The organism is Micromonospora sp. NPDC092111, assembly GCF_044755745.1.
Lineage (GTDB): Bacteria > Actinomycetota > Actinomycetes > Mycobacteriales > Micromonosporaceae > Micromonospora.
On record NZ_JBIVRQ010000002.1, the window covers coordinates 62,475 to 84,854 of the forward strand.

A 22,380-nucleotide genomic window follows, 5' to 3' on the forward strand; every position below is an offset into this window, starting at 1 on the left:
ATGGAGACGTCGATGCGTATCTTCAGGATCTGCGCCGCCGCGCTGGTTGCCGCGTGCCTGGTGGCACTGCCGGCGGCCCCGACGGCGGCGCACAGCGGGAAGCTCAAGCTGACGGTGGCCGGTGACGGGGCCGGTGGGGTGACCGTGCAGGCCGTGCACGCCGACGGCCACCGGCTGGATCAGGCGGTCCGGCTCACCCTGACCGCCGAGGGTGAGGGCGGCCGTACGGCCGGGCCGCTGCAACTCGAACCGGCCGGGGAGGGGCAGGGCTTCTACACCAGTGGCCCGCTGCTCGCCCCGGGCCACTGGCGGGTGACGGTCAGCGCCCCGGCCCCGTACCGGACCACGGCGACGGCCCAGGTTCAGGCCCGAGTTGCCCAGTCGCCGCCCACCGCCGGGCCGCCCGTCGTCGCCGGCGGCGCGGCGCGGGCGACCGGAGACCAGGGGATCGGATGGTGGCCGCTGCTGGCCGGCGGCCTCGCGGTCGCCGTACTGGCGGTGGCGGGACCGCTGTACCTGCTGCGCCGCCGCCGGACGGCCGGCTGACCGGCGCCGTCGCTGGACCGGGCCCGGGCATCGAGGGGATGCCCGGGCCCCCTGCGTCAGAGGATGGCGTCCAGGGCGTCGAGGTCGGCGTCGGTGGGCTGCCAGGCACCCGCCGCGGCGTTGGACCGGACCTGCTCGGGCGTGGTGGCTCCGGCGATGACCGAGGTCACCGCCGGGCGGGCGGCCAGCCCGCCGATGGCCACCTGGAGCAGGGTGAGACCCCGCTCGGTCGCGTACGCCTCGATCGCCTCGATGGTGTCCCACCGGGCGGCGGCCAGCCGCGCGGCGTACCGGCCGCCACCGGCGAGCCGGCTACCGGCGGGTGGGGCCTCGCCCCGCTGGTACTTGCCGGTGAGCAGGCCGTTGGCGAGCGGGAAGAAGGGCAGCATGCCGAGGCCGAACCGCTCGCACGCGCCGATCACCTCGGTCTCCACCCCCCGTTCCAACAGCGAGTAGTGGTTCTGCGCGCTGACGAACCGGGTCCGGCCGCTGGACGAGGCCACCCAGTCGGCGTCGGCGATCTGCCAGCCGGAGAAGTTGGAGTTGCCCAGGTAGCGCACCTTGCCGGCGCGGACCAGGTCGTCGAGCGCGGCGAGGGTCTCGTCGATCGGGGTGCCCGGGTCGGGCTCGTGCATCTGGTAGAGGTCGATGTGGTCGGTGCCGAGCCGGCGCAGCGACGCCTCGACCGCACGGGCGAGGTACCGCCGGGAACCCCGGGCGCCGAAGTCGGGGCCGTTGCGGCCGTGCATGTCCATGCCGAACTTGGTGGCCACCACCACGTCGTCCCGGCGGCCCTTGAGCGCCTGGCCGAGCAGCTCCTCGGAGCTGCCCTGCGGCTCGCCGTAGATGTCGGCGGTGTCGAAGAAGTTGATCCCGGCGTCGAGTGCGGCGTCGACCACCGCCCGGGTGCCGTCGAGGTCGAGTTTGCGGCCGAAGTTGTTGCAGCCGATACCGACCACGGACACCACCAGCCCGGAGTCGCCCAACCGGCGATAGGTCATCTCAGTCACGAGATCCACCCTATGCCGGCCGCGCCGGGCCCGTCCCGACTCGGGCTCAGCCCAGCACGTCGGCGGCCAGCCGGCGGGCGGCCACGACGGTGGCCGCGCAGAGGCGCGCGGCGAGGTCGGCGGGGATCACCCGACGTCCCAGACCGGTTCGGGGGTCTCCACCACGTCGCCGTCGCCCCGGAACAGCACGAACCGGTCGAAGGAACGGGTGAACCAGCGGTCGTGGGTGACCGCGACCACCGTCCCGGAGAACGCCGCCAGTCCCGCCTCCAACGCCTCGGCGGAGGCCAGGTCGAGGTTGTCGGTCGGCTCGTCGAGCAGCAGCAGGGTCGCCCCGGACAGCTCCAGCAGCAGCACCAGGAACCGGGCCTGCTGCCCGCCGGAGAGGGTGCCGAACCGCTGGTCGCCCTGGCCGGCCAGTTCGTACCGGCTGAGCGCGGCCATCGCCGCGTGCCGGTCCATCCCGGCCCGGTGCTCGTCGCCGCGCCAGAGGATGTCGACCAGCGTCCTCGCCATCAGTTCGGGCCGGTCGTGGGTCTGCGAGAAGTGTCCGGGTCGGACCCGGGCGCCGAGCCGGGCCACCCCGGCGTGGTTGACCGGGGCCAGCGCGGCGGCACCGTCGACCGGGCCGTTGGCCGGGTCGGGGTCGGTGCCGCCCCGGGCCAGCAGCCGCAGGAAGTGCGACTTGCCGGTGCCGTTCGCGCCGAGCACGGCCACCCGGTCGCCGTACCAGAGTTCCAGGTCGAAGGGGTAGGTCAGGCCGTCCAGCTCCAGCTCTTCGCAGATCACCGCGCGCTTGCCGGTCCGCCCGCCGGCCAGCTTCATCCGGATGTCCTGGTCCTTCGGCGGTACGGGCGGCGGCCCGGCCTCCTCGAACCTGCGCAACCGGGTCTGCGCCGACTGGTAGCGCGACGCCATGTCCGAGTTGTACGCGGCCTTCTGCTTGTACATCAGCATCAGCTCGCGCAGCTTCTGGTGCTCCTCGTCCCACCGTTTGCGCAGCTCGTCCAGGCGGGCGTGCCGGGCCACCCGGGCGTCGTGCCAGCTGGCGAAGCCACCCGGGTGCACCCAGGCGCTACCGCCCTCGACGGCGACCACCCGGTCGGCGGTGCGGGCCAGCAGCTCCCGGTCGTGCGAGACGTACAGCACCGACTTGCCGGACTCCCGCAGCCGGGTCTCCAGCCAACGCTTGCCGGGCACGTCGAGGAAGTTGTCCGGCTCGTCGAGGAGCAGCACCTCCTCGGTGCCGCGCAGCAGCAGCTCCAGGGCGAAGCGCTTCTGCTGGCCGCCGGAGAGGGTCCGGACCGGCCGACTCCGGGCGGCGTCCCAGGGCAGGTCGAGCACGATGGTGGTGACGGTGTCGAAGAGCACCTCGGCGTCGTACCCGCCGGCCTCGCCCCAGGCGGCGAGCGCGTCCGCGTACGCGAGTTGGGCCTTGCCGGCGGCGGTGCTGTACTTGCCGCGCAGCTCGGCCGCCCGCATGGCCTCGTCGCTGGCGGCGAGCCGGCGGCCGGCCTCGCACAGCGCCGCCGGGGACAGCGAGAGCGCCAGGTCGGCCAGCGTCGACTCGTCGCCGATCATGCCGATGAACTGCCGCATCACGCCGAGCCCACCGGAGCGGGCGACGACGCCGGTCTGCACCGGCAGGTCACCGGCGACCATCCGCAGCAGCGTCGTCTTGCCGGCGCCGTTCGGCCCGACCAGGGCCACCTTGGCACCCTCGCCGACCCGGAAGGACACCTCGGCGAAGAGCTCCCGGCCGTCCGGGAGGATGTGCCCGGCCCCTGCCACGTCCACGTAACCCACGCCGGCATCCTGCCGGACCGGCCGGGGCGGGCGACACTCGATTACCGGGTGACCCGCAGCACCCGGTACCCCTTCTGGCTGGCGTGCCGGTCGACCTGCCAGCCCTCGTCCACCAGCCAGCGTTGCAGCGAGTCGCCGCCGAGGTGGCGGGCCACCACCAGCCAGCCGACGCCGTCCGGGGCGAGCCGGGGCAGCCACCGGCGCAGCAGTTCGTGCAGCTCGGTCTTGCCGATCCGGATCGGCGGGTTGGACCAGATCTGGGCGAAGGTGACGTCGGCGGGCACCTCGTCCGGGCCGACCGCGCGGACCCGGTCACCGGCGCCGATCCGGACGGCGTTGGCGGCGGTCAGCGCGCGGGCCCGCTCGTTGACGTCGACCGCCCAGACGGTGGCGGTGGGCGCGTGGTCGGCCAGCACGCAGCCGATCGGGCCGAAGCCGGAGCCGATGTCCAGCAGATCGCCGGTGGTGGCGGCGGTCGGCAGCTCGGCCTTGCGCAGCAGCACGGCGGTGCCGGGGTCGAGCCGGGCGGCGGAGAAGACCCCGCCGGCGGAGGCGAGCGTGTAGTCGCGCCCGGCGACGGAGAACTCGACCTCGCGCGGATGGGCCGCGGTGGTGGGTTCCGCGGTGAAATAGTGGTCGCCGGTCACTCGCGGCATTCTTCCACCGGCCCGGAACGGGTTCGCCGCCGCCCGGTCGAGTCGAGTCGACGCGCCGCGCGCCGCAATTTCCTGTTATTACCCTCTAAAGGGGCAATGGACCCTACTCTGGGCGACATGGTATATCGGTACGAGTCCGATGAGGACGCCTTCGAGGAGTACCCGCGGCCCGGGTCGGACCTGCCGCTGTTCCACACCGCCCCGACCACGCCCGCCGGGCCGTCCCCGTCCCGCTTCCCCGCCCCCTCGCTGCCGCGGACCACCCGCCCGACCCCTCCGGCCGCCGACTCCGTCCCGGTCCGCTCGTCCGCCCCGGCGCCATCCGCGGCGACCACCCCCGGGTACGCCCCCACACCCCCGGCGGACGGGCCCCGATCCGGCCGCTCGGGCTCCGCCGGCCGGGGCGGCCGGCTGTGGCAGGTGGTCGTCGGCGGTGCCGCCGTACTGGTGCTGCTCGGCCTCTGCGGCCTCGGCGGCGCAGCCCTGCTCGTCGACCGCACCCCGACGGACAACTCGCCGCAGGACAACCAGGTCACCCCGACGGCACAGCCGGGTGCCGCCGCCGACCCGACGGAGCAGACCGACCGCCGGGATCTCGACTCCCGGGACACCGACCAGCAGCCGTTGACCGCCAAGGAGGTCTTCCCCGGCAAGAAGCTGGTGCTCGGGGCCGACAAGCGCGAGTACCAGGTGCTCAAGACCCACTCCGGGGGTAGCTGCGCGGTCGCGGCCACCGGCGAGATCGCCGACCTGCTCGTCCGGCTCGGGTGCAGCCAGGTGGTCCGGGCCACCCTGCGCTCCCCCGACGGGGACCACCTGGTGACCGCCGGCCTGTTCAACCTGACCGACCTGGCCACCGCGCAGCGCGTCCGGGACCGGATCCGGCAGTTGCTCGACGACCGGCAGGGCCGCTTCCGGGGCATGCCCGCCGGGGACGGCACCGAGTCGATCGCCACCACCGCCGCCCGGGTCGCCTGGCAGGTACGCGGCCACTACGTCGGCTACTGCCTGGTGACCCGGGCCGACGGCGGCGCTGTCCCGGCCGGCGACCCCACGGTCCGCGAGATCATCCACGACCTGATCGAGCTGCACCTCGACCAGGGCGTGCTGGAGCGGCGGGCCACCGACGGCAGCGCCGCCCAGCCGACCACGAAGGCCACCGGCACCTCCGCCACCAGCCGCGACGACCGCAACACCGACGAGCTGCCGGGCGACTGAGCGGCACCGACGTACGAGGCCCGGCGTAGGGGGTTCCCGCGCCGGGCTGCTCAGGACTCGACGGGTACCCGCAGCCGGCGGGTGAGGTCGGCGCGGCGGGCGTACTCGGCCGGATCGGCCGGATAGCCGACGGCGACCAGGGTCAGCCCACGCGCCGCCGCCACGGTCACCTCGCTGGACCGTTCCCGCCGGGCGAGCAGGCCGGCCGGCCACTCGACGGGGCGCCGGCCGTCCCCGGCGACCAGCATCGCACCCACCAGGCTGCGCACCATCGCCTGGCAGAAGGCGTCGGCCTGCACGGTGGCGACCAGGATGCCGTCCGGGTCGCGCCGCCAGTCCAGCCGGGTCACCTCGCGCAGCGTGGTGGCGTGCTCCTTGCGCCGGCAGTACGCGGCGAAGTCGTGCTCCCCCACCAGGCCGGCCGCCGCCGCGTTCAGGGCGGCCAGGTCGAGCGGCTTCGGCCAGGCCAGGGTGTCGTGTCGGCGCAGCGGTTCGGCACCCCAGGGGGCGTCGGTGACCCGGTACTCGTAGCGGCGGAACGTCGCCGAGAAGCGGGCGTCGAAGTCGGCCGGCACCTCGGTCATGGCGGGCACCCGCACGTCGGTGGGGAGCAGCCGGGCCAGCCGGCGCAGCAACCCTCCCCCGTGTTCCCGCCAGACCTCGACGGGCAGGTCGAGGTGGCAGACCTGGCCGGTGGCGTGCACCCCCGCGTCGGTCCGGCCGGCCACCGTCAGCCCGGTGACGGTGCCCGCGCCGAGCACCAGGTCCAGCGTCTCGACGAGCACTCCGGCGACCGTCCGCCGGGTCGGCTGGACGGCCCAGCCGGAGAAGTCGGTGCCGTCGTACGAGACGTCCAGCCGCAGCCGGGTCCGCTCGTCCACCTCGTACCTCCCGTTCACGGCGTCGGGCCCGGCACCCCAGGAAGGGATGCCGGGCCCGACGATGCTGCCTGTGCTCAGGCCTTGTTCTCGGTGGCCTCGTCGCTGTCCTCGCGGGCGGCGGCGGTGTCACCGGACGCCGAGACCGGCGCCGCGGAGTCCTGGTCGGCCGGGGCCGGGGTCTCCTCGGTCGGGGCCAGCGCCTCGACCTTGTCCTGCTGGGCGGCCTTGCGGGCGGCGGTCTTCTTGTTCGCCTTGGGCTCGGCGACCTGAAGCTCCTCGACCAGCTCGATGATCGCCATCGGAGCGGCGTCACCCTTGCGCGGACCGGTCTTCACGATCCGGGTGTAGCCACCGTTGCGGTTGGCGTACCGGGGCGCGATCTGGTCGAACAGGGAGTAGACCACGTCCTTGTCCTTGACGACGCCCAGCACCCGCCGGCGGGACGCGAGGTCACCGCGCTTGGCCTTGGTGATGAGCTGCTCGGCCAGCGGACGCAGCCGCCGGGCCTTCGTCTCGGTGGTCTGGATCTTGCCGTGCTGGAACAGCGCGGTGGCCAGGTTGGCCAGCATCAGCCGCTCGTGCGCGGGGCTGCCGCCGAGGCGGGGGCCCTTGGTGGGCGTGGGCATGCTTGGTGCTCCTCAGGTGTGGCGGCAGCGCGGACTAGAGCTGCTCGGTCTCGCGGTAGTCGTCGGTGTCGTAGTCGGCCTCGCCGAAGGCATCCACGACGTGCGCCGGGTCGAAGTTCGGGGCCGAGTCCTTCAGCCCCAGACCCATCCCGGCGAGCTTCATCTTGACCTCGTCGATCGACTTCTGACCGAAATTCCGGATGTCGAGGAGGTCGGCCTCGGTGCGCCCGATCAGCTCACCAACGGAGTTGATGCCCTCGCGCTTGAGGCAGTTGTAGGAGCGGACGGTGAGGTCCAGCTCCTCGATCGGCAGGGCCAGGTCCGCCGCGAGCTGGGCGTCCTGCGGGGACGGCCCGATGTCGATGCCCTCGGCGGTCTCGTCCAGCTCCCGGGCCAGGCCGAAGAGCTCCACCAGCGTCGAACCGGCGGAGGCCAGCGCGGTACGCGGACCCATCGACGGCTTGGTCTCGACGTCGATGATCAGCCGGTCGAAGTCGGTCCGCTGCTCGACGCGGGTCGCCTCGACGCGGTACGTCACCTTCAGCACCGGCGAGTAGATCGAGTCGACCGGGATCCGGCCGATCTCGGCGCCGGCCTGCTTGTTCTGCGCCGCCGTCACGTAGCCGCGACCCCGCTCGACGGTCAGCTCCATGTCGAGCCGGCCCTTGCCGTTGAGGGTGGCGAGCTTGAGGTCGGGGTTGTGCACCGACACGCCGGCCGGGGGCTGGATGTCGCCCGCCGTCACGTCGCCCGGGCCCTGCTTGCGCAGGTACATGCTGACCGGCTCGTCGTGCTCGGAGCTGACGCAGAGCTCCTTGATGTTCATGACGAGCTCGACCACGTCCTCCTTGACCCCGGGGATCGTGGTGAACTCGTGCAGCACACCGTCGATCTTGATCGAGGTGACCGCGGCACCTGGGATGGACGACAGCAGCGTACGCCGCAGCGAGTTGCCCAGGGTGTAGCCGAAGCCGGGCTCCAGCGGCTCGATGGTGAACCGGGAACGGGTCTCGTTGATCGACTCTTCGGAGAGAGACGGTCGCTGGCTGATGAGCATTTCTTCTCTTCTCTTCCGGGACGCCCGCTATATGACGCCCACGACACAAACTGTTCCGGTGGCCCGCCCCGGAGGGCGGGCCACCGCAACGAGCCCTTACTTGGAGTAGAGCTCGACGATCAACTGCTCCTGGACCTGGGTGTCGATCACCTGGCGGGCCGGGAGCGAGTGCACCAGAACCTTCATCTGGCTCGGGATCGCCTCCAGCCACGCCGGAACCGTCTTCGAGCCGGCCTGAGCCTGCGCCACGATGAACGGGGTGAGCTCCTTGCTCTTGCCCCGGACCTCGATGATGTCGTGCTCCTTGACGCGGTACGACGGGATGTCGACCTTCTTGCCGTTCACCGTGAAGTGACCGTGCTTGACGAGCTGACGGGCCATGTCACGCGAGTGCGCGTAGCCGGCCCGGTAGACCACGTTGTCCAGCCGCGACTCGAGGATCTGCAGGAGGACCTCACCGGTCTTGGCCTGCTTGGCCACGGCCTCCTCGTAGTAACCGCGGAACTGCTTCTCCAGCACGCCGTACACGCGGCGGGCCTTCTGCTTCTCACGGAGCTGGAGCAGGTACTCCGTCTCCTTCGTGCGGCCGCGGCCGTGCTGCCCGGGCGGGAACGGCCGGGACTCGAACGGGCACTTCGGACCATCGCACTTGCTGCCCTTGAGGAACAGCTTCATCTTCTCCCGCCGGCAACGGCGGCAGTCAGCACCGGTGTAACGAGCCATCTCTCTCTAACCTCTCAGACCCGACGACGCTTCGGCGGACGGCACCCGTTGTGCGGCTGCGGGGTGACGTCGGCGATCTGGCCGACCTCCAGCCCGACGGCCTGCAGCGAGCGGATGGCGGTCTCCCGGCCGGAGCCGGGGCCCTTGACGAACACGTCGACCTTGCGCATGCCGTGCTCCATCGCCCGACGCGCGGCGGCCTCTGCGGCGAGCTGCGCGGCGAACGGGGTCGACTTGCGGGAGCCCTTGAAGCCCACCTGGCCGGCGGAGGCCCAGGAGATGACCGCACCGGTCGGGTCCGTGATGGACACGATGGTGTTGTTGAAGGTGCTCTTGATGTGCGCCTGCCCGTGGGCGACGTTCTTGCGTTCCTTGCGCCGGACCTTCTTGACAGCGGCTCCGGCACGAGCCTTCGGTGGCATAAGTCTGTGCGCTCCTGTATGGGTTCTCGATCGGCTGCTGGCTCTTCGCGCCGTTGGTTACGTAGACACCGGTTCCGGTTGGAGCCTGGCCTACCTCGGCGGCGAACGACCAGAATTCCGGTTTAAGAACTACTTCTTGCCGGGCTTCTTCTTGCCGGCGACGGTCCGCTTCGGGCCCTTCCGGGTCCGGGCGTTGGTCCGGGTCCGCTGGCCACGCACGGGCAGGCCCCGGCGGTGCCGGATGCCGGCGTAGCAGCCGATCTCGACCTTGCGGCGGATGTCCGCGGCGACCTCGCGGCGCAGGTCACCTTCAACCTTGTAGTTGCCCTCGATGTGGTCGCGGAGCTGGACCAGCTCCTCGTCCGTGAGGTCCCGAGCGCGCTTGTCCGGCGAGATGCCGGTGGCGGCGAGCGTCTCCAGGGCGCGGGTGCGACCGACCCCGAAGATGTAGGTGAGCGCGATCTCCAACCGCTTTTCGCGGGGGAGATCCACGCCGACTAGACGTGCCATGTGCGGGCGTACTCCTCGTGATGTGTGACGGAGGTGTGGACCCGTCCCACCCCGCTACCGACGTCTCCCGTCCTTCCGACGCGATGCGCGCCGGCGACCGGGATCGGCCGCTGCCCGAGCGGGCCCCGGCCTCCGACCGGGGGTTGGCCACGAGAAAGTACGCATTGCGTACGGTCCGCGGCTGGGACGAGCTGGTGACGTGTTGTCGTCGGATCTACGCGACCCGGGCCGGTCGCCCGCCCTCCGTTCGACACGGACGGCGGGAACGAATCAGCCCTGGCGCTGCTTGTGGCGCGGGTCGGTGCAGATGACCATGACCCGGCCGTGCCGGCGGATAACCCGGCACTTGTTGCAGATCCTCTTGACGCTCGGCTTGACCTTCACGGTTGCCTTACTTCCCATCTGGCCCGGCGACACGCGGTTCAGCGCGACTCCGGACGTCGAAGACGGACACGGGGACGTCCCGGCCGTCGTCAGGCTTACTTGTAGCGGTAGACGATGCGCCCGCGGGTCAGGTCGTACGGCGAGAGTTCGACGACGACCCGGTCCTCCGGCAGGATGCGGATGTAGTGCTGCCGCATCTTGCCGCTGATGTGAGCCAGCACCTTGTGACCGTTCGCGAGCTCCACCCGGAACATGGCGTTCGGCAGGGGCTCGATGACCCGACCCTCGATCTCGATGGCTCCGTCTTTTTTCGGCATGTCCTCCGCTGTCCTGACGTCGGTTACTCCGGACGGCCCACAACGTCTTACACGGGCGTCCATGATCGGAGGCCCGAGCCAGCCGCGGCTCCGACTCCCACCGAAGCGCGGGTGGGCATGCCGGAGTGGACGCTGTGCGCCGATCTGAAAGTGTACGCCCGCCTGCGGGCGGTCGCCAAACCGGCCACCCGTGGCGTCACCCGACTGGAGAAAAACGGACACCCGGTCCGCCGGCGCGGCTCCGAGGGCCGCTCAGGATCGACGGACCCCTACCGCCCGCGCCGCCGGGTCCGGTGCGTCCGGTGGCGCTCCCACCGCTGGCGCCGCCGCACCTCACGTCCCGCCCGACGGCGGTCCCAGCGGTCGACGTCCCGGCCGGGCGCACCGGCGGCGAACCCGCCCGCCGTACGGAACAGCAGCACGACGCCCCACGGGCCGAGCGCCCAGAGCGGCCAGTAGAACAACAGCTCCCGACTGCCCAGCGAGGAGATCAACCAGATCGCGGTGAGGATCGCCGCCACCCGCAACCAGGGACCCCACACCTCGGCGAGCCGACGGGCGGGACCGCCGCCGACGGCCACCGCCCCGCTCACCGGCGCCCCCGTCACCGGCGGCCGACCCGGATCGGCCGGGTCGGCCGGGGCGGGCGCGGGCTCCCGGTGGGTCAGGGCGGACCGCTGGGCCGGAGCCGGTCCGGGCAGATCCGCCAGTACGGCGTCCAACTCCGCGTAGGTCTTCGCCCCGTACGTCTGTTGCAGGCGCTCGTCGTACTCGTGCAGGTCGAGCCGGCCCTCCTCCAGGGCGACCCGGAGCCGTTCCGCCGTCGTCTCCCGGTCCGTGTCGGCCGCCCGCATCCGGTCCCGCCCGTCCATGCCGGCAAGCATGACACCGCCCCGCCACCTCGCCGACCCCGACCTCCCGCCGGCCCCGTCGACGCCGCCCTGACCCCCGGTACGGGCCGGGCGGGCGGGCGTCTCCGGCAGCCAGCCGCGTCCGGCGTTCCTCGCCGGGGTCGGCAGATCGGTGGGCGTCCTGCGGGACGACGGACGGTTCGCTGCCCGGGAAGGCCGGCAGGATCGCCGTGGACCGGTTCCGCCCGTACCGAGGAGCAGTTGCAGGCGACTCCACGGACCCGTTCGGGCAGGGCGGCCACACCGAATCGTTTGCGACATCAGCTCCAAAGGAGCCGTGACCGGCCCAGGCGGGCAGGAACCGGCGAGGGGTGGCTCCGGCGAGGGGTGCCGGCCGGACGGATCCGGTCGAGGCGGCGTCCAGTCAGCCCGCCTGCCCCGCCCCTGCCGCGAGGCCGGCAGATCGGCGGGCCGGCAGGTGCGGCAGGCCGGTAGGTGCGCCGACTCAGGCGGTCGGTGAGTCGGCCGGCTGCCGGGAGGTGACCAGGTCGCCGAGGCGGGCCCGTCCCCCGTCGAACGCGGTCAGCACCCAGACCCCGTCCTCCAGCAGCGCCATGGAGTGCTCGACGTGCACCGCCATCGACCGGTCCCGGGTGACCACGGTCCAGCCGTCCGACAACTCCACGGTGCGCGGTGAGCCCATGGTGATCATCGGCTCGATCGCCAACGCCAGGCCGGGCACCAGGCGCGGGCCCTTGCCGGGGCGGCCGTGGTTGAGCACGTGCGGGTCCTGGTGCATCTCGGTGCCGATGCCGTGGCCGCCGTAGCCGTCGACGATGCCGTACCGGCCGCCCCGGCGGACCGCGGTCTCCACCGCGTGGGAGATGTCGGTGAGCCGTCCCCTGCCGCTGGCGGCACCCCGCGCGGCGGCGGCGATACCGGCCCACATCGCGTCCTCCGCGACCGCGGCCATCTTCAGCAGCGCCGGATCGACCTCGCCCACCCCGACGGTGACCGCCGCGTCGCCGTGCCAGCCGTCCAGCACCGCGCCACAGTCGATGGAGATCAGGTCACCGTCGTGGAGCACCTGCTCGGGTGCCGGGATCGCGTGCACCACCTGCTCGTTGACCGACGAACAGATCGAGGCCGGGAAGCCGTGGTAGCCCTTGAACGACGGCACCGCCCCCGCCGCCCGGATGGTCGACTCGGCGATCGCGTCGAGGTCGGCCGTGCTCACCCCGGGAGCGACCGCCTCGCTCATCCGACGCAGGGCCTCGGCGACCACCAGGCCGGCGGCCCGCATCTTCTCGATCTGGTCAGGGGTCTTCAGCTGGATGTCCAGCTGGGGACGACGCATGGAGCGGTCACCTTTCGTTGCCGAACAGCGAAACAGCGGGGCACGTCGCGCGTACCCCGCTGTTCGCACTCTATCCGCCGGATCCCGGCGGGTGGTCACCCGCCGTACGAGCGCAAGGCGTCGATGGCGCGGACCGTGACGTCCTCCACCGGCCCGGTGGCGTCGATCCCGACCAGCTTGTTCTGGGCGCCGTAGTAGTCGACCAGCGGGGCGGTCTTCTCGGCGTACTCCCGCAGCCGGGCCGCGATGGTCTCCGGCTTGTCGTCGTCCCGCTGGAACAGCTCGGCCCCGCACCGGTCGCAGATGCCCTCCCGGGTGGTGGCGTCGAACTCGACATGCCAGATCTTGCCGCAGCCCCGGCAGGTACGCCGGCCGGAGAGCCGCCGGATCACCTCGTCGTCGTCGACCACCAGCTCCAGCACCAGGTCCAGTGCGGTGCCCAGGTCGGCAAGGAGCTTGTCCAGCGCGGCGGCCTGCGGCGTGGTCCGCGGGAAGCCGTCGAGCAGGAACCCCTCGGCGGCGTCCGGCTCGGCGAGCCGGTCCCGGACCATGTTGATGGTTACCTCGTCCGGGACCAGCTTGCCGGCGTCCATGTAGCGCTTCGCCTCGACCCCCAGGGGCGTCCCCTGGGAGACGTTGGCCCGGAAGATGTCACCGGTCGAGATCTTCGGCACCGAGAGGTGGGCGGCGACGAACTCCGCCTGTGTGCCCTTGCCCGCGCCCGGCGGGCCAACCAGAACGAGTCGCATCTACCGCAGGAACCCTTCGTAGTTCCGCTGCATGAGTTGGCTCTCGATCTGCTTCACGGTCTCCAGACCGACGCCGACCATGATGAGCACAGCGGTGCCGCCGAACGGGAAGTTCTGGAACTGCTGGCTGTTCAGCCAGATGAAGAAGAAGTTCGGCAGGACCGCCACGATGCCCAGGTAGAGCGCGCCCGGAAGGGTGATCCGGCTGAGGATGAAGTCGAGGTAGTCGGCGGTCGGCTTGCCGGGCCGGATGCCCGGCACGAAGCCGCCGTACTTCTTCATGTTGTCCGCGACCTCGGTCGGGTTGAACGTGATCGACACGTAGAAGTACGTGAAGAAGATGATCAACAGGAAGTAGATCACGATGTGCAGCGGCGAGTCGGCCTGCACGATGTTGTTCTGGATCCAGGCCTGGGTCTTGCCCGGGTTGGTCTGGTCGAAGAACTGGAGCGCGAGCTGCGGCAGGTAGAGCAGCGACGAGGCGAAGATGACCGGGATCACACCGGCCTGGTTCACCTTCAGCGGGATGTAGGTGGAGGTGCCGCCGTACATCCGCCGGCCGATCATCCGCTTGGCGTACTGCACCGGGATCCGGCGCTGCGCCTGCTCGATGAAGCAGACCGCGGTGATGACCAGCAGGACCAGCACGATCACCAGGGCGAACTTCGGCCAGCCCTCGTTGGTCTTGATCTTCCAACCCTCGCTGGGGAGCCGGGCCGCGATCGAGGTGAAGATCAGGACGGACATGCCGTTGCCGACGCCGCGGTCGGTGATCAGCTCACCGAGCCACATCACCATGCCGGTGCCGGCGGTCATCGTCATGACCAGGATGCCCAGCGTCAGCCAGTTCGGGATGCCGGTGCCCTCGGGCACGATCGGGAACTGGTCGCACCGGTTCTGGAAGAGCTGACCGGAGCGGGCCAGCGCCACGAAGGCCGACGACTGGAGGATGCCCAGGCCGAGGGTCAGGTAGCGGGTGTACTGGGTGATCTTCGCCTGGCCGGCCTGGCCCTCCTTGCGGAGCTGCTCCAGCCGGGGGATGACCACGGTCAGCAGCTGCAGGATGATCGACGCGGTGATGTAGGGCATGATGCCCAGCGCGAAGACCGAGAGCTGCAGCAGCGCGCCGCCGGAGAACAGGTCTAGCAGGTTGAGCACGCCCGTGTTCTGGCCCTGCAGACTGTCGAGACACTTCTGCACGTTGCCGTACGAGACGCCGGGGCTGGGCAGAGTGGCGCCGAGCCGGTAGACCGCGATGATGCCTACTGTGAACAGCAGCTTCTTGCGCAGGTCAGGCGTACGGAACGCACTGAGAAAGGCGGACAGCAACTTCTTCCTCCTGCGCGAGGCGGGCCGCCGGTGATCCCTGGCGGGTCGGGGTGGGTGCCGGGCGAGTGCCCGATATCCATGGCTGGGAAGGGACTCTAACAGCCCGATCCCCGTCCGGGCAGATGTGCCCGGCTACATAAACCGAATCCGATGTTACCCGGAGCACAGGCCCCGGGTAGACCATGGCGCCCGCCCAGTCACAGAGAACTGAGCGGGCGCCGTGGGTACCTGACTTACAGCTCGGTGACGGAGCCACCGGCGGCGGCGATCTTCTCCTTGGCCGACGCACTGAACGCGTGCGCCGACACCTGGAGTGCCACCCCGCCGAGATCGCCGGTGCCGAGCACCTTGACCGGCTGGCCCTTGCGGACCGCGCCGGCCTCGACCAGCTCCAGCGGGCCGACCTGGCCGCCGTTCGGGAACAGCTCAGCGAGCCGGTCCAGGTTGACCACCTGGAAGACGACCTTGAACTTGTTCTTGAAGCCCTTCATCTTCGGCAGTCGCATGTGGATGGGCATCTGCCCACCCTCGAACGCCGCTGAGATGTTCTTGCGGGCCTTGGAGCCCTTGGTACCGCGACCGGCGGTCTTGCCCTTGGAGCCCTCACCGCGACCCACCCGGGTCTTCGCGGTCTTGGCGCCCGGGGCCGGACGCAGGTGGTGAACCTTGATCGTCATTACTCGACCTCCTCGACCTTCACGAGGTGGTTGACCGTGAAGATCATGCCCCGAATCTCGGGACGGTCCTCCTTGACCACCACGTCGTTGATCCGCTTCAGGCCGAGCGAACGCAGCGAGTGCCGCTGGTTGTGCTTGGACCCGATCTCGGAACGGATCTGGGTGACCTTCAGGCGTGCCATCAGGACGCCACCCCCGCCCGCGACGCCAGCATGGCGGCCGGCGCGACGTCCTCGACCGGCAGGCCACGACGGGCCGCGACAGCCTCCGGGGACTCGAGCCCCTTCAGCGCGGCCACCGTGGCGTGCACGATGTTGATGGGGTTGGACGAGCCGAGGCTCTTGGAGAGCACGTCGTGGATGCCCGCGCACTCCAGCACGGCACGCACCGGGCCACCGGCGATGACGCCGGTACCGGCGGACGCCGGCTTGAGCAGCACGACGCCGGCGGCAGCCTCACCCTGGATCGGGTGCGGGATCGACTGGCCGATCCGCGGCACCTTGAAGAAGTGCTTCTTGGCCTCCTCGACACCCTTGGCGATCGCCGCAGGCACCTCCTTGGCCTTTCCGTAGCCCACGCCGACCGTGCCGTCGCCGTCGCCCACGATCACCAGGGCGGTGAAGCTGAAGCGACGACCACCCTTCACGACCTTGGCGACGCGGTTGATCGCGACGACCCGCTCAAGGTGCGGGGTCTTCTCGACGGGCGCGTTTCCGCGGCCGCCCTCACGGCGGTTGTCGCGGCGACCACCCTCGTTGCCACCGGACCCGCCGCCACGGCGCTGTTGACCTGGCATCAGCAGCCTTCCTTATCTCTCGTGACGGGGTTTCTAGAACTCGAGCCCGGCTTCGCGGGCGGCGTCGGCAAGCGCGGCGACCCGCCCCGCGTACCGGTTGCCACCGCGGTCGAAGACGACCTTGGACACGCCGGCGGCCTTGGCCCGCTCGGCGAGCAGGCTGCCGACCTTGCCGGCCAGGGCGCTCTTGTCGCCCTCCGCACCACGCAGCGACGCGTCCAGGGTCGAGGCCGACGCCAGGGTGTGACCCTTGGTGTCGTCCACGATCTGGGCGACGATGTGCCGCAGCGAGCGGGTGACCACGAGGCGAGGACGCTCGGCGGTGCCGCTGACGTTCTTGCGGACCCGGAAGTGCCGGCGCGCACGCCCGACGGCACGCTTGGCGGCGACGCCGCGGCGGCGCTTGAGCAGCGTGGCGCTCACTTCTTACCTGCCTTTCCAGCCTTGCGGCGGATGACCTCGCCCTGGTACTTGACGCCCTTGCCCTTGTAGGGCTCCGGCGGGCGGATCTTCCGGATGTTGGCGGCGACCTCACCGACCTGCTGCTTGTCGATGCCGGCCACGTGGAACACCGTCGGCTTCTCCACCGTGAAGGTGATGCCGTCCGGCGCGGGCACCAGCACCGGGTGCGAGAACCCGAGCGCGAACTCCAGGTCCTTGCCCTTGGCGGTGACGCGGTAACCGGTGCCGGCGATCTCCAGGCTCTTACGGTAGCCCTCGGTCACCCCGACGATCATGTTGGCGACCAGGGTACGGCTCAGGCCGTGCAGTTCCTTGGCCTTGCGCTCGTCGTTGGGCCGGTTGACGTGTAGCTGGCCGTCCTCGGCGCGCTCCGCCGTGATCGGCTCGGCGAGCGTGTGCGACAGCTCGCCCTTCGGGCCCTTGACCTTGACGATCTGGCCGTCGATGGTGACGTCGACGCCGGAAGGCACCGGGATCGACTTACGTCCAATACGCGACATTTCTACCTGTCTCCCGTTACCAGACGAAGGCGAGGACTTCCCCGCCAACGCTCCGCTTGCGGGCCTGCCGGTCGGTGAGCAGCCCCTGGGACGTCGAAATGATCGCCACGCCCAGCCCGCCGAGCACCCGCGGGAGCCCGTCCGACTTGGCGTACACCCGGAGACCGGGCTTGGACACACGCTTGATGCCGGCCAGGCTCCGCTCGCGGCTCTGGCCGTACTTCAGCTCGACGACCAGTCGCTTGCCGACGGCGCCCTCCTCGGGCTCCTCGACCGACCAGGTGGCGATGTAACCCTCGGTCTTGAGGACCTCGGCGATGTTCGCCTTGATCTTCGAGTAGGGCATCGTCACCCGGTCGTGGTACGCCTGGTTGGCGTTACGCAGACGCGTGAGCATGTCTGCGATCGGGTCGGTCATCGTCATGAATTCGTCAACCTTTCTCGCCGGGGTTCCCCGGGCACGGCCCGGGGCCTACGGCGAAGAGACAGTTCAGCTGACGCGCGAAGCGCGCCGGGCTATTACCAGGAAGCCTTGGACACGCCGGGCAGCTCACCGCGGTGGGCCATCTCCCGGATGCACACCCGGCAGAGACCGAACTTGCGGTAGACCGCCTTCGGACGCCCGCACCGCTGGCAGCGGGTGTACGCGCGAACCGAGAACTTCGGCTTCGCGGCCGCCTTGAGGATCAGCGCCTTCTTGGCCATCTCAGTTCTCCTTGAACGGGAAGCCCAGGAGCTTGAGCAGCGCCCGGCCCTCGTCGTCGGTCGTGGCGGTCGTGACCACCGTGATGTCCATGCCCCGCTGGCGATCGATCCGGTCCTGGTCGATCTCGTGGAACACCGACTGCTCGGTCAGACCGAACGTGTAGTTGCCGTGCCCGTCGAGCTTGCGCCCGTCCAGGCCGCGGAAGTCGCGGATACGCGGCAGCGCGATCGACAGCAGCCGGTCCAGGAACTCCCACATCCGGTCGCCGCGCAGGGTGACCTTCGCGCCGATCGGCATGCCCTCACGCAGCTTGAACTGCGCGATCGACTTGGTCGCCCGCCGCACCTGAGGCTTCTGCCCGGTGATCGTGGCCAGGTCGCGGACCGCGCCGTCGATCAGCTTGGCGTCACGAGCGGCCTCGCCGACACCCATGTTGACGACGATCTTGACCAGCCGCGGCACCTGCATGGGGTTGCCGTAGCTGTGCTGCTCCTGCAGCTTGGCCGCGATCTCGTTGCGGTACCGCTCCTTGAGGCGCGGCATGGTCTTGGTTTCGGTAGCCGTGGTCATCACAGGTCCTTACCGGTGCTACGCGCGATGCGGACCTTCTGGCCGTTGTCGTCGATCCGGTAACCGACCCGGGTCGGCTTCCCTTCGGAGTCCAGGACCTGCACGTTCGAGACGTGGATCGCGGCTTCCTGGGTGACGATGCCACCGGTCTTGGCGCCACGCTGGGTGGTGCTGATGCGGGTGTGCTTCTTGACCCGGTTCACGCCCTCGACCAGGACCTTGTCCTGCCGCGGGTAGGCCGCGATGACCTTGCCCTTGGCACCCTTGTCCTTGCCGGCGATGACGACGACCGTGTCGCCCTTCTTGACCTTCACGGTCACAACACCTCCGGCGCGAGGGAAATGATCTTCATGAACCGCTTGTCCCGCAGCTCACGACCCACCGGGCCGAAGATGCGGGTACCGCGCGGGTCCCCACCGTCCTTGATGATGACGGCAGCGTTCTCGTCGAAGCGGATGTACGAACCGTCCGGCCGCCGCTTCTCCTTGGCGGTGCGGACGACGACCGCCTTGACGACGTCGCCCTTCTTCACACCGGCACCCGGGATCGCGTCCTTGACGGTGGCCACGATGACGTCGCCGATGCTCGCGTAGCGCCGACCGGAGCCACCGAGAACGCGGATGCACAGGATCTCCCGGGCACCCGTGTTGTCGGCGACGCGCAGTCGCGACTCCTGCTGAATCACGTCTATCTCCTATGTCTGCCGGTTCTCCGGCCGCCCTCGCGGACGGCCGGAGCCTGGCGGAACCTGCGCCCGACCGAAACCGGCCGAGCTCGAGCCTTCGCTACTTGGCCTTCTCGAGGATCTCCACGATCCGCCACCGCTTGGTGGCGGAGAGCGGACGGGTCTCCATGATCAGGACCCGGTCGCCGATACCGGCCGAGTTCTGCTCGTCGTGCACCTTCAGCTTGCGGGTACGGCGCATGATCTTGCCGTACAGCGCGTGCTTGACCCGGTCCTCGACCTCGACCACGACGGTCTTGTCCATCTTGTCGCTGACCACGAGGCCCTCACGCACCTTACGGCGGGCCCGCGTGTCGGCGGTGGTGGTGTTCTCGCTCATGATGCAGTCACCTCAGTCGGCGCGGCCGAGAGACCCAGCTCGCGCTCACGCATGATCGTGTAGATCCGGGCGATCTCCCGACGGATGACCTGCAGCCGCCGGTTGTTGTCCAGCTGACCGGTCGCGGCCTGCACGCGGAGGTTGAACAGCTCCGCCTTGGCCTCGCGCAGCTTCGTGACCAGCTCCTCCTCGGAGAGCTCACGCAGCTCGGAAGGCTTGACGCCCGCTGCCATCAGGATTCACCCACTTCGCGCGTAACAATGCGGCACTTCATCGGGAGCTTGTGGATCGCGCGACGCATGGCCTCTCGCGCGATCTGCTCGTTGGGGAAGGACATCTCGAAGAGAACCCGCCCCGGCTTGACGTTCGCGACCCACCACTCGGGCGAGCCCTTACCGGAACCCATCCGGGTTTCGGCCGGCTTCTTGGTGAGGGCCTGGTCCGGGAAGATCGTGATCCAGACCTTGCCGCCACGCTTGATGTGACGGGTCATCGCGATACGCGCCGACTCGATCTGGCGGTTGGTCACGTACGCCGGCTCGAGAGCCTGGATCCCGAACTCGCCGAACACCACCCGGTTACCACCCTTGGACGCGCCGTGGCGGTCCGGGTGGTGCGGCTTGCGGAAGCCCTTCGGGGGCTTGCGCGGCATCAGCATCTGTCAGCCCTCCTGCTGCGTTTCTGCCGGAGTAGAAGCGGCCGCGGCGACAGCGGAGCTGTCGATCGGCTCGCCACTCGGCGTCTCGGCCTGCTGCGCGATGGTGGTCGCGGCAGCCCGGCCGGCCTCGGTGCCACCGGCGGTCGTGCCGGACGAACCCGACCGGCCACGGCGCGGCCGCTCGGGCCGGTCACCGCGGTCACGGCGCGGGCGGGACGGACCGGTCTCGGCCGGCGCCTCCCGGCCCGGGACGGCGTCGCCCTTGTAGATCCAGACCTTCACGCCGATCCGGCCGAAGGTGGTACGGGCCTCGAAGAAGCCGTACTCGATGTTGGCCCGCAGCGTGTGCAGCGGAACCCGGCCCTCGCGGTAGAACTCGGTCCGGCTCATCTCGGCACCGCCGAGACGACCCGAGACCTGCACCCGGATGCCCTTGCAGACGGGGTTCTTCATCGCCGACTGCATGGACTTGCGCATGGCCCGACGGAAGCTGACCCGGCTGGAGAGCTGCTCGGCGACGCCCTGGGCGACAAGCTGCGCGTCCGACTCGGGGTTCTTCACCTCGATGATGTTGAGCTGCACCTGCTTGCCGGTGAGCTTCTCCAGCTCGCCGCGGATCCGGTCGGCCTCCGCACCCTTCCGGCCGATGACGATGCCCGGCCGGGCGGTGTGGATGTCCACGCGGACCCGGTCCCGGGTGCGCTCGATGTCGACCTTGGAGATACCGGCGCGCTCGAGGCCCTTGGACATCATCCGGCGGATCTTGACATCCTCGCCGATGTAGTCCTTGTAGAGCTTGTCCGCGAACCAGCGGGACTTCCAGTCGGTCGAGATGCCGAGCCGGAATCCAGTGGGGTGAACCTTCTGACCCATTACTCGGCGCCCTCCGTCTTGCTCTCCGTCTCAGCGGCCTCGGCCTGCTGCGCCGGGGCGGCCTTCTTCGCCGCGGACTTCTTCGGCGCGGCCGGCGCGACCGCCTCCACCGCCACGGTGATGTGGCAGGTGCGCTTGCGGATCCGGTACGCCCGGCCCTGCGCCCGCGGCCGGAACCGCTTCATGGTCGGGCCCTCGTCGACGAACGCCTCGCTGACGAGCAGCGCATCGGGGTCCAGCCGCTCGTTGTTCTCCGCGTTGGCGATCGCGCTCGCGAGCACCTTGTACACCTGCTCGCTCGCAGCCTGCGGCGCGAACTGCAGCACCGTGAGCGCCTCCTTCGCGGGCAGGCCGCGGACGAGGTTGACCACCCGGCGCGCCTTCATCGGCGAGATGCGCACGTGCCGCGCAACCGCCCGCGCGCCCGGAAGCACCGGAGCGTCGCCCTTTCCTGGCATCGCTGTAACCCCTTGTTCCTCTATCCGTATGCCCGCGGCGTCAGCGCCGGCGGCTCTTCCGGTCGTCCTTCTCGTGACCCTTGAACGTGCGGGTCAGCGCGAACTCGCCGAGCTTGTGCCCGACCATGGCCTCGGTCACGAACACCGGGACGTGCTTGCGTCCGTCGTGCACGGCGATCGTGTGCCCGAGCATCTCGGGGATGATCGTCGAGCGCCGCGACCAGGTCTTGATGACGTTCTTCGAGCCCTTGTCGTTCTGCGTCTCCACCTTCTTGAGCAGGTGGTCGTCGATGAACGGGCCCTTCTTCAGGCTGCGAGGCATGCTCTATCTCCCTCAGCCGCGCTTACGCGTGGCGTAGCGGCGGCGGACGATCAGCCGGTCGCTCGGCTGGCCCTTACGACGGGTGCGGCCCTCGGGCTTACCCTGCGGGTTCACCGGGTGGCGACCACCGGAGGTCTTACCCTCACCACCACCGTGCGGGTGGTCGACTGGGTTCATCGCGACACCACGGACGGTCGGGCGCTTGCCCTTCCACCGCATCCGGCCGGCCTTACCCCAGTTGATGTTCGACTGGTCGGCGTTGCCGATCTCGCCGATGCTGGCGCGGCAGCGCACGTCGACCCGCCGGATCTCACCGGACGGCATGCGGAGGGTCGCGTAGACGCCCTCCCGGCCGAGGAGCTGGATGCCGACGCCGGCCGAGCGGGCCAGCTTGGCGCCGCCACCCGGACGCAGCTCCACGTTGTGGATCGTGGTACCGACCGGGATGTTGCGCAGCGGCAGGTTGTTGCCCGGCTTGATGTCGGCGCCCGGGCCCGACTCTACGGCGTCGCCCTGCTTCAGGTCCTTCGGCGCGATGATGTACCGCTTCTCGCCGTCGGCGTAGTGCAGCAGCGCGATGCGCGCGGTGCGGTTCGGGTCGTACTCGATGTGGGCGACCTTCGCCGGCACGCCGTCCTTGTCGACCCGCTTGAAGTCGATCAGACGGTACTGCCGCTTGTGACCGCCACCCTGGTGCCGGGCGGTGATCCGGCCGTGGGCGTTGCGTCCGCCCTTCTTCGGCAGCGGAGCCAGCAGCGACTTCTCGGGCGTCGACCGGGTGATCTCGGCGAAGTCGGCGACGCTCGAGCCACGCCGGCCCGGCGTCGTCGGCTTGTACTTACGGATAGCCAT

At 70.4% G+C, this 22,380-nt stretch carries 34 protein-coding genes; 2 read left to right on the forward strand and 32 right to left on the reverse strand.

Annotation, left to right across the window (positions count from 1 at the left end; translation table 11 throughout):
• Window positions 1-12 precede the first annotated feature (12 nt).
• The gene (locus ACIQG9_RS06235) at window positions 13-546 is read left to right on the forward strand and encodes a hypothetical protein (RefSeq protein WP_400398854.1); all 534 of its coding nucleotides are present in this window, start codon (window positions 13-15) and stop codon (window positions 544-546) included.
• A gap of 56 nt (window positions 547-602) precedes the next feature.
• Here the strand turns inward: ACIQG9_RS06235 and ACIQG9_RS06240 are convergent, their stop codons facing one another.
• The 3 genes from ACIQG9_RS06240 to ACIQG9_RS06250 all read right to left on the reverse strand — a co-directional run bounded on the left by ACIQG9_RS06240 (window position 603) and on the right by ACIQG9_RS06250 (window position 4,009).
• Complete coding sequence (locus ACIQG9_RS06240) at window positions 603-1,565, reverse strand: aldo/keto reductase (protein ID WP_400398855.1); 963 nt, start codon at window positions 1,563-1,565, stop codon at window positions 603-605.
• 117 nt (window positions 1,566-1,682) lie between these two features.
• Window positions 1,683-3,362 (reverse strand): ATP-binding cassette domain-containing protein, encoded by a 1,680-nt coding sequence (locus tag ACIQG9_RS06245; protein WP_400398856.1) that lies wholly within the window; start codon window positions 3,360-3,362, stop codon window positions 1,683-1,685.
• 41 nt (window positions 3,363-3,403) lie between these two features.
• Window positions 3,404-4,009: a class I SAM-dependent methyltransferase gene (locus ACIQG9_RS06250; RefSeq protein WP_400399273.1), complete on the reverse strand. Its 606-nt coding sequence runs from the start codon at window positions 4,007-4,009 to the stop codon at window positions 3,404-3,406.
• Between the two features lie 126 nt (window positions 4,010-4,135).
• On the opposite strand from ACIQG9_RS06250, the gene ACIQG9_RS06255 reads away from it, so the two are divergent.
• Window positions 4,136-5,236: a hypothetical protein gene (locus ACIQG9_RS06255; protein WP_400398857.1), complete on the forward strand. Its 1,101-nt coding sequence runs from the start codon at window positions 4,136-4,138 to the stop codon at window positions 5,234-5,236.
• A 50-nt stretch (window positions 5,237-5,286) separates the two neighbouring features.
• Here the strand turns inward: ACIQG9_RS06255 and truA are convergent, their stop codons facing one another.
• The 29 genes from truA to rplB all read right to left on the reverse strand — a co-directional run bounded on the left by truA (window position 5,287) and on the right by rplB (window position 22,380).
• The gene (truA, locus tag ACIQG9_RS06260) at window positions 5,287-6,117 is read right to left on the reverse strand and encodes a tRNA pseudouridine(38-40) synthase TruA (protein ID WP_400398858.1); all 831 of its coding nucleotides are present in this window, start codon (window positions 6,115-6,117) and stop codon (window positions 5,287-5,289) included.
• Between the two features lie 74 nt (window positions 6,118-6,191).
• The gene (rplQ, locus tag ACIQG9_RS06265) at window positions 6,192-6,743 is read right to left on the reverse strand and encodes a 50S ribosomal protein L17 (protein WP_400398859.1); all 552 of its coding nucleotides are present in this window, start codon (window positions 6,741-6,743) and stop codon (window positions 6,192-6,194) included.
• A 34-nt stretch (window positions 6,744-6,777) separates the two neighbouring features.
• Entirely contained in the window at window positions 6,778-7,800 is a 1,023-nt protein-coding gene (locus tag ACIQG9_RS06270) for a DNA-directed RNA polymerase subunit alpha (RefSeq protein WP_007073009.1), read from the reverse strand.
• A gap of 96 nt (window positions 7,801-7,896) precedes the next feature.
• Window positions 7,897-8,523, reverse strand: coding sequence for a 30S ribosomal protein S4 (rpsD, locus tag ACIQG9_RS06275; protein WP_067301470.1), 627 nt, complete (start codon window positions 8,521-8,523; stop codon window positions 7,897-7,899).
• Window positions 8,524-8,537: 14 nt separating this feature from the next.
• The gene (rpsK, locus tag ACIQG9_RS06280) at window positions 8,538-8,945 is read right to left on the reverse strand and encodes a 30S ribosomal protein S11 (RefSeq protein WP_030329919.1); all 408 of its coding nucleotides are present in this window, start codon (window positions 8,943-8,945) and stop codon (window positions 8,538-8,540) included.
• A 129-nt stretch (window positions 8,946-9,074) separates the two neighbouring features.
• Complete coding sequence (gene rpsM / locus ACIQG9_RS06285) at window positions 9,075-9,455, reverse strand: 30S ribosomal protein S13 (protein ID WP_400398860.1); 381 nt, start codon at window positions 9,453-9,455, stop codon at window positions 9,075-9,077.
• Window positions 9,456-9,725: 270 nt separating this feature from the next.
• Window positions 9,726-9,839: a 50S ribosomal protein L36 gene (gene rpmJ / locus ACIQG9_RS06290; RefSeq protein WP_012184307.1), complete on the reverse strand. Its 114-nt coding sequence runs from the start codon at window positions 9,837-9,839 to the stop codon at window positions 9,726-9,728.
• A 95-nt stretch (window positions 9,840-9,934) separates the two neighbouring features.
• A complete protein-coding gene (infA, locus tag ACIQG9_RS06295; protein ID WP_007073013.1) occupies window positions 9,935-10,156 on the reverse strand; it encodes a translation initiation factor IF-1 in 222 nt (73 codons plus the stop codon).
• Between the two features lie 269 nt (window positions 10,157-10,425).
• Window positions 10,426-11,028: a DUF1707 domain-containing protein gene (locus ACIQG9_RS06300; RefSeq protein WP_400398861.1), complete on the reverse strand. Its 603-nt coding sequence runs from the start codon at window positions 11,026-11,028 to the stop codon at window positions 10,426-10,428.
• A gap of 484 nt (window positions 11,029-11,512) precedes the next feature.
• Window positions 11,513-12,364, reverse strand: coding sequence for a type I methionyl aminopeptidase (gene map, locus ACIQG9_RS06305; protein WP_400398862.1), 852 nt, complete (start codon window positions 12,362-12,364; stop codon window positions 11,513-11,515).
• A gap of 95 nt (window positions 12,365-12,459) precedes the next feature.
• The gene (locus ACIQG9_RS06310) at window positions 12,460-13,113 is read right to left on the reverse strand and encodes an adenylate kinase (protein ID WP_400398863.1); all 654 of its coding nucleotides are present in this window, start codon (window positions 13,111-13,113) and stop codon (window positions 12,460-12,462) included.
• Window positions 13,114-14,442 (reverse strand): preprotein translocase subunit SecY, encoded by a 1,329-nt coding sequence (secY, locus tag ACIQG9_RS06315; RefSeq protein WP_400398864.1) that lies wholly within the window; start codon window positions 14,440-14,442, stop codon window positions 13,114-13,116.
• Between the two features lie 233 nt (window positions 14,443-14,675).
• On the reverse strand, window positions 14,676-15,119 hold the full coding sequence (gene rplO / locus ACIQG9_RS06320; protein ID WP_400398865.1) for a 50S ribosomal protein L15: 444 nt from the start codon (window positions 15,117-15,119) through the stop codon (window positions 14,676-14,678).
• Window positions 15,119-15,301, reverse strand: a complete 183-nt coding sequence (gene rpmD / locus ACIQG9_RS06325; protein WP_400398866.1) for a 50S ribosomal protein L30 — start codon at window positions 15,299-15,301, stop codon at window positions 15,119-15,121. Before rpmD ends, rplO begins: the two co-directional genes overlap by 1 nt.
• Complete coding sequence (gene rpsE / locus ACIQG9_RS06330; RefSeq protein WP_088646996.1) at window positions 15,301-15,915, reverse strand: 30S ribosomal protein S5; 615 nt, start codon at window positions 15,913-15,915, stop codon at window positions 15,301-15,303. Before rpsE ends, rpmD begins: the two co-directional genes overlap by 1 nt.
• Before the next feature lie 33 nt (window positions 15,916-15,948).
• Window positions 15,949-16,338, reverse strand: coding sequence for a 50S ribosomal protein L18 (gene rplR / locus ACIQG9_RS06335; protein WP_088646997.1), 390 nt, complete (start codon window positions 16,336-16,338; stop codon window positions 15,949-15,951).
• Window positions 16,335-16,877, reverse strand: coding sequence for a 50S ribosomal protein L6 (rplF, locus tag ACIQG9_RS06340; RefSeq protein ID WP_400398867.1), 543 nt, complete (start codon window positions 16,875-16,877; stop codon window positions 16,335-16,337). Before rplF ends, rplR begins: the two co-directional genes overlap by 4 nt.
• A gap of 16 nt (window positions 16,878-16,893) precedes the next feature.
• On the reverse strand, window positions 16,894-17,301 hold the full coding sequence (gene rpsH, locus ACIQG9_RS06345) for a 30S ribosomal protein S8 (RefSeq protein WP_161685893.1): 408 nt from the start codon (window positions 17,299-17,301) through the stop codon (window positions 16,894-16,896).
• 95 nt (window positions 17,302-17,396) lie between these two features.
• Entirely contained in the window at window positions 17,397-17,582 is a 186-nt protein-coding gene (locus ACIQG9_RS06350; protein WP_007073023.1) for a type Z 30S ribosomal protein S14, read from the reverse strand.
• Window position 17,583: 1 nt separating this feature from the next.
• On the reverse strand, window positions 17,584-18,153 hold the full coding sequence (rplE, locus tag ACIQG9_RS06355) for a 50S ribosomal protein L5 (RefSeq protein ID WP_400398868.1): 570 nt from the start codon (window positions 18,151-18,153) through the stop codon (window positions 17,584-17,586).
• On the reverse strand, window positions 18,153-18,473 hold the full coding sequence (rplX, locus tag ACIQG9_RS06360; RefSeq protein WP_400398869.1) for a 50S ribosomal protein L24: 321 nt from the start codon (window positions 18,471-18,473) through the stop codon (window positions 18,153-18,155). The genes rplE and rplX overlap by 1 nt, the downstream gene beginning before the upstream one ends.
• Complete coding sequence (rplN, locus tag ACIQG9_RS06365) at window positions 18,470-18,838, reverse strand: 50S ribosomal protein L14 (RefSeq protein ID WP_007073026.1); 369 nt, start codon at window positions 18,836-18,838, stop codon at window positions 18,470-18,472. Before rplN ends, rplX begins: the two co-directional genes overlap by 4 nt.
• 100 nt (window positions 18,839-18,938) lie before the next feature.
• Window positions 18,939-19,217 carry a 30S ribosomal protein S17 gene (gene rpsQ / locus ACIQG9_RS06370; RefSeq protein ID WP_400398870.1) on the reverse strand — a complete coding sequence of 93 codons (279 nt, stop codon included), beginning with the start codon at window positions 19,215-19,217 and terminating at the stop codon, window positions 18,939-18,941.
• A complete protein-coding gene (gene rpmC, locus ACIQG9_RS06375) occupies window positions 19,214-19,450 on the reverse strand; it encodes a 50S ribosomal protein L29 (protein WP_013288628.1) in 237 nt (78 codons plus the stop codon). Before rpmC ends, rpsQ begins: the two co-directional genes overlap by 4 nt.
• Complete coding sequence (gene rplP / locus ACIQG9_RS06380; RefSeq protein ID WP_073834927.1) at window positions 19,450-19,875, reverse strand: 50S ribosomal protein L16; 426 nt, start codon at window positions 19,873-19,875, stop codon at window positions 19,450-19,452. Before rplP ends, rpmC begins: the two co-directional genes overlap by 1 nt.
• A 3-nt stretch (window positions 19,876-19,878) precedes the next feature.
• On the reverse strand, window positions 19,879-20,748 hold the full coding sequence (gene rpsC, locus ACIQG9_RS06385; RefSeq protein ID WP_400398871.1) for a 30S ribosomal protein S3: 870 nt from the start codon (window positions 20,746-20,748) through the stop codon (window positions 19,879-19,881).
• The gene (gene rplV, locus ACIQG9_RS06390; RefSeq protein ID WP_357106439.1) at window positions 20,748-21,206 is read right to left on the reverse strand and encodes a 50S ribosomal protein L22; all 459 of its coding nucleotides are present in this window, start codon (window positions 21,204-21,206) and stop codon (window positions 20,748-20,750) included. The genes rpsC and rplV overlap by 1 nt, the downstream gene beginning before the upstream one ends.
• A gap of 40 nt (window positions 21,207-21,246) precedes the next feature.
• Window positions 21,247-21,528, reverse strand: coding sequence for a 30S ribosomal protein S19 (gene rpsS / locus ACIQG9_RS06395; protein WP_088647003.1), 282 nt, complete (start codon window positions 21,526-21,528; stop codon window positions 21,247-21,249).
• A 12-nt stretch (window positions 21,529-21,540) separates the two neighbouring features.
• Window positions 21,541-22,380: a 50S ribosomal protein L2 gene (gene rplB / locus ACIQG9_RS06400; RefSeq protein ID WP_400398872.1), complete on the reverse strand. Its 840-nt coding sequence runs from the start codon at window positions 22,378-22,380 to the stop codon at window positions 21,541-21,543.